The 6,037-nt window shown below is 69.9% G+C and carries 4 protein-coding genes; all 4 read left to right on the top strand.

Annotated elements, in window-relative coordinates; all coding sequences use genetic code 11:
• Window positions 1-2: 2 nt before the first annotated feature.
• Window positions 3-824 (top strand): helix-turn-helix domain-containing protein, encoded by an 822-nt coding sequence (locus NA10_RS23210; protein ID WP_067571419.1) that lies wholly within the window; start codon window positions 3-5, stop codon window positions 822-824.
• A 65-nt stretch (window positions 825-889) separates the two neighbouring features.
• Complete coding sequence (locus NA10_RS23215) at window positions 890-3,502, top strand: helix-turn-helix transcriptional regulator (protein ID WP_067571421.1); 2,613 nt, start codon at window positions 890-892, stop codon at window positions 3,500-3,502.
• Between the two features lie 219 nt (window positions 3,503-3,721).
• On the top strand, window positions 3,722-4,564 hold the full coding sequence (locus tag NA10_RS23220; RefSeq protein WP_157556691.1) for a hypothetical protein: 843 nt from the start codon (window positions 3,722-3,724) through the stop codon (window positions 4,562-4,564).
• Window positions 4,565-5,038: 474 nt separating this feature from the next.
• On the top strand, window positions 5,039-6,037 hold a 999-nt coding region (locus NA10_RS23225; protein ID WP_067571425.1), incomplete at its 3' end, for a hypothetical protein.

Raw genomic sequence — 6,037 nt, forward strand, 5'->3', positions numbered from 1 at the left:
ATGTGTCCAGATCCGAATTCGCCGAGTTCCTGATTGCGCGGCGCGCGCAGCTCCAGCCCGAAGACGTGGGCCTGCCCGCCGGACGCCGCCGCCGCACCCCCGGCCTGCGCCGCGAAGAGGTCGCCGCGCTCGCCGGTGTCAGCTCGGACTATCTGGCCCGGCTGGAACAGGGCCGCGATACAAACCCCTCCAGCGCGGTACTCGGCGCGATCGCGGATGCGTTGCGGCTCAACGAGATCGAACGCCACCACTTCGGCCGACTGGCCATGAGCATGGATCAGAAGGCCAACTGCCCGTCCGCCGGGCAGGCGCGCGAACAGGTCTCCGACACCCTGCGCGCGGTGGTCGACGCCCTGCACCCCACCCCCGCCTTCGTACTCGGACGCTGGCTGGACCTCCTGGCCTGGAATCCGTCCTGGCGGGATTTCGCCGAACCGCTCGGCATGTTCGACGAATCCGTGCACGGCAGCTTCGCCGGCTACGTCTTCGCGCATCCGGACGCGCCGAAATACCTGCGGAACTGGTCCGATGCGGCGGATATGGCGGCCTCCGCGCTGCGCAACACCCAGACCCGGTTCCCGGACGACCGCAGTCTGGAGGCCCGGATCACCGCATTGCAGCGCTACCCGGAGTTCGATCGGCGCTGGCGCGAACACCTGGTCATCGACTACCGCACGCATGTGCTGCTCATCGAACATCCGCTGCGCGGACAGGTCGAGGTGGAGATCGAATCCCTGGATCCGCTCGCCGACCTGACCATTCAGGTATGGCTGGTCGACCGTCGTAAAGCGCATGCGCCGGGATTGCGGCTGGTCAACGAATAAACCCTCACATTTCAGGCTATTTCGTTCCTCGCGCTCACCCAGGGTGAGCGAACTACAGTTGATCCATGGCTCGGAATTGGCCGATGGTCGAACGGGAGAGCGAGCTCGAGGCGATCACCGCGGCGCTGACCGGCGGCAATTTCGTCGGCGCGGTGCTCACCGGTGACGCGGGAGTCGGCAAGACCACCCTGGCCAGGCTCGCGACCAGCGCGGTCAACGGCGGGGCCGGGCGAATTCGCTGGGTCGCCGGGACCGAATCCGCGCGCAGCATTCCGCTCGGGGTCTTCGCGCATATGGTCGGGGTCTACACCGCGCACGATCCGGTCACCTTCATGGCCGCGGCGCGCGAGGCCCTGCTGGCGGACGGGCACACCATCATCGGCGTCGACGACGCCCATCTGCTCGATCAACTCTCGGCCACCCTGCTGCTGCAAATCGCCATCGACAAGGCCGCGCATATCGTCGCGACCGTGCGCAGCGGGGTCCAGGTGCCCGATGCGGTGACCTCGCTGTGGAAGGACGGGCATCTGCTGCGCATCGACCTGTCGCCGTTCACCCAGCGGCAGAGCGTGGAGCTGGTGGAGAACATGCTCGGCGGACAACTGGAGGGGTTCACCGCCAATCTGATGTGGGAATCCTCCGGGGGGAACGCGCTTTTCCTGCGGCACCTGGTCGAAGGGGCGCTGGAGGCGGGGACGCTGCGGCAGGTCAACGGGGTGTGGCAGTTGCGCGGGCGCGCGGCCGTCACCTCGGAATTGGCCGCGCTGCTGGAGGATCGGGTGGAGCAGCTGCCCGAACCGGTGCTGCGGGTCCTGGAACTGCTCACCTTCTGCGAACCCATCGATCTGGACGTGCTGGCCGAACTCGCGGGTGAACAGGCCGTCGAAACCGCCGAATCACGCGGTGTCATAAGGATTGTGGAGAACGGGCATCAGCTGCTGGTGCGGTACAACCATCCGCTCTTCGGCGAGGTGATCCGCCGGCGGCTCGGTATCGCCTCGGCGCGCCGACTGCGCGGGCGGCTGTACTCCTCGCTCAAGGAACGGCCGATCAACTCCGCCTCCGATCGTATCCGGCTCGCCGAATTGGCTTTGGACAGTGACAAATCCGCGGATCTGGAACTGTTCGAGGCCGCCGCGGCCGATGCCATCGGATTGGCGAATCTGCCACTGGGGGAACGTTTCGCGCGGGCCGCGGTGGAGCGGCGGGGCGGGGTCGAGGCGGCGGATCTGCTGGCGCGGGCGCTGCTGTGGCAGGGGCATCGCATCGAGGCAGAACGCACCCTCGCGGTCTTCGATCCGGAGCAGTTGAACGAGGTGCAGTTGGCGCGCTGGGGAACCACACGCGTTTCGAACCTGCTGTGGTCCATGGGCGATGCCGATCGGGCCGACGAGGTGCTGGGCACGGTGCGCGGGCTGGCCGAACATCCGAAAATCATTGCCACACTGGATGGTCTGGCCTCGGCGTGCGCGGTCAACGAGAACAAACTCGACGAGGCGTTCGCACTGGCCGAACCCGTCATGGCCGGGGAGGACGCGCCACCGTGGGCGGTGTGGTGGGCGGCCTTCGGCGGCGGACTGGCGCTGGCTCTCATGGGACGCGGTGAGGCGGCGCGGCAGTACGCGGCGCGCGGACATGCCATCGAATCGCATATCGACGGGCTGAATCGGTTCATGTCCACGCACGCGGAGGTGCTGGCGCTCACCTTCACCGGGGACATCGAAGCCGCGCGACGCTGTGCCAGTAGCCCTTACACGTATTCGTCGCCGGGCCAGTATCTGGCCTGGGGGATGACCAAAATCCTGCAGGGCACCGTCGATGTGGCGCAGGGCAGGTTCCCGCAGGGCATCGACAATCTCGAACAGGCGCTCGCGGCACTGACCACCGAGGGCGCGGCCGCGTGGATGTTCCCCGCGAGACTTCGTCTGGCGGAAGCGTATTCGGCACTCGGGCGGGCCGCGGAGGCCGCCGAATCCATTGCCGCCGCACAGGAGCGCGGTGGACGGCACAGTGCGGTCTACGAACCCATGCTGGAGATCGCCAAATCCTGGCAGGCGGCGGCGGAAGGCACTGCGACACCGGCGATTCGGCTCGCGCTCGGGGCGGCGGACGCGGCGGCGCGCTCGCATCAGCACGCCATCGAGGCCATGGCGCTGCATACCGCGGCGCGCTTCGGGGATCATTCGGTGGCGGGGCGACTCGCCGATCTGGCCGCACGGGTGGACGGCCGGCTGGTGCAGGTGCAGGCCCGGCACGCGGTGGCGGTCGCCGCCCACGACGGAGCCGGATTGGATGCCGCCGCAGCCGAATTCGAGGCGATCGGGGTGCTGCTGTCCGCCGCGGACGCCGCCGCGCAGGCCGCCTCGGCGCATGAGCGGGCCGGTGATCGGCGGCGGCTGCTGGAATCGGCCGCCACCGCCAATCGGCTGGCCGCCGCCTGCGGTGGGGCGAGTACACCGGCACTGCGCGAATCCGCGCAGCCGCTCCCGCTCACCTCCCGCGAACGCGAGATCGCGAATCTGGTCGCGGCCGGGCTCTCCAATCGGCAGATCGCGGATCGGCTGACCGTGTCGGTCCGCACCGTCGAAGGGCATCTGTACCGGGCCTGCATCAAGCTCGATGTCACCGATCGTGAAGCCCTCGCCGATTTGATGCGCGGCGGGTCATCTTCCGGCTAACCCAAATTTCACCGCCGTACAGCACCTTTACATCGCTTCTACCAGCGATTGTGTGATTTCTCTCGAGGCTCAACGTCAGCTATCGGATCCGCCTATTCACATCTGGAACCACTGGTTTCCAATCAGTTACCATCCCCGCCGAGTGATCGAATCCAGGTCACGGGGTACTGATCCAATCTGATGAGGGTGGTTTTCGGCGTGACTCGTCGGCATCGAGAAATGAATACCGGCGTGCGACGCGCCCTGCGCCCAGCACTCGGCGCGCTACCGCTGGCCCTGGCCATCGCCTGCGCGGGCATGGCGCACGCCATCCCGCAGCCCGGCGTCACCACACCGGCCCAGCCCGGTACGGCCGCGCCCGGCTCGGACTCGCCGCGCCAGCCCGGTACGACGGTCGCGCCGCCCGCACCGCAGGTCGAGTACGCGGTTCCACAGAATCATCGGCCCGTACCGGTGGAGACCGAGCCCGCGCCCGCCATCGAATGGCAGCAGCTGCACGCCCCCGAACCGGTCGCGCCCGTCGCTCCCATCGCTCCCCCGCCGCGCACCCTGCGCATCGGCGAGTTCGTCACCCCCGCCCCCGATGAGGTCCCGGACTTTCTCCTGAATCCGGTCAATGACGGTGCCTCTCAGACCGAGGCCGCGATCTCCACGGGTCTGCAATCCGTCGGCATCAACCCCTCCCGCTCGGACAAGATCGCCGCGGCCACCGCGGGCGGAGCCGTCCTGGGCGCGGCGGTCGTCGGTGTTCCCGCCGCCATCGGCGGGGCGATCGGCGGCGGTCTCATCGGCGCGGGCGTCGGAGCCGGGATCGGCGCGGGCATCGGTGTCGCCATCGTCGCCGGAACGGCCGTAGCGGCCGGCGTTCCCACCGGCGGCCTGGGCGCGGCCATTGCCGCCCCCGCCGCCGTCCCGATCATCGGCGGTGGCGCACTCATCGGCGCGGGCGTTGGCGCGGCCGTCGGAGCGGGCCTGGGAGCCGTGGGCGTGGGCGTCCCCGCCGCGATCCTGGGCGGCGTAGCGGGCGGAGCCGCGGGCGGCTTCCTCGGCGGCGCGTTCTGACCCGCACCACCGGAACCGTCGGACCTGAAGCTCGAACGTGCGGCGGGGCGCTCTCCGCGCGGGAGGCATCGGCGGTACCTGGGCGGACGCGAACCGCTCGCCCGGGGCACGGCGGCGTATGCGGTCGGATGCTGAAAAGCGTTCGCGGTCATATGGCCTCGACACACGGGGTCAAAGCCCGCCGCGCCGGTGAGTCACGGCGTGCCGGGGTGCGAGGTTTCCAACCGGAGCCCGAACTCACCACACCGCGCGCATGATCGAACTGCCTGCTCAGCGGGTATCGGGATCCGGAGATTTCAGCGGAGAACCGAGACGGCGAACCGCTCCCGGGTCCGGCCGCTACCGGCCACCAAAGTGCGTACCGCCGTTCCTGATTCGGCAAAGGTGCGCCCACGGGGCCGAAAACGCCCGTGCACTAGGCAATTTCATATCGCTCAGTAACCGATTCCAATCTGATGAGGGTGGTGATCCGGCGTGACCCGTCGGCATCTGGTGAACAAGACCGCGCTGCGCCGCGCCATGCTGGTGGGCGCACTCCCGCTGGCATTGGCAGTGGCCTGCTCCAGCGCGACCGAACCGCGGAGCGCCGCACCGGCTTCCAATGCCCCGGGCAGCTCGCCGACCTCGAACGGGGTGGGCACTCCCCCGCCGAGCGACTCGGGCACCGGCGCACAGCCGAGCACTCCCCCCGCCGTCACCCCCGCTCCGGGCACGGCCCTGCCGCCGGGCACGACCGCCCAACCACCGGCCGCCTTCGCCGCTCCGCAGCCCGGAACCCACTCTCCCGCACCGCAACTCAGTGGCCCGGGCCGATCCCAGCCCGGCGTCACCGCGCCCGGTCAGGCCCAGCCCGGCGTTTCCATCCCCGCCGGTGACCACCCCGGCCCCGTACAGCCCGGTGTCACCACCCCCAACCGCCCACCCGCACCGGCGCCCGCGCCCCAGGCGGACTACCCGGTCCCCGCCAACTACCGGCCGATCCCGCAGGTGGAACCCGCCCCGCCGGTCAATGTGCAGAGCTTGCACGCCCCGGCGATCGTCGAACCGGTCGCTCCCATCGCCCCGCCACCGCGCACCCTGCGCCTGGGCGATTTCACGACGGCCGCCCCGGCCGATCTCCCGGATCAGGTTCTCGACGCCGTCAACAACACGGCCGCGGGCGCCGAAGCCGCCATTGCCACCGGCTTCAACTCCATCGGCATCAACCCGAGTCGCTCCGATCGCATCGCCGCGGGCACCCTCGCGGGCGCAGCCGCGGGCGCGACCGCCGGAGCACTGGGCGCGGGCATCCCCGCCGCCGTAGCGGGAGCCATCCCCGGTGCCGCGATCGGCGCGGTCGTAGGCGGAGTAGCGGGCGGTGCCCTCGGCACCATCGGAGCGACAGTCCTGCCCTGGACGGCCCCGATCGATATCCCCGGCGGCATCGCGGGCGGCGCACTGATCGGCGCGGCCGTAGGCGGTGCCGCCGGAGCA

This window comes from Nocardia acidivorans NBRC 108247, from assembly GCF_001625085.1.
In the GTDB taxonomy this organism is placed as follows: domain Bacteria; phylum Actinomycetota; class Actinomycetes; order Mycobacteriales; family Mycobacteriaceae; genus Nocardia; species Nocardia acidivorans.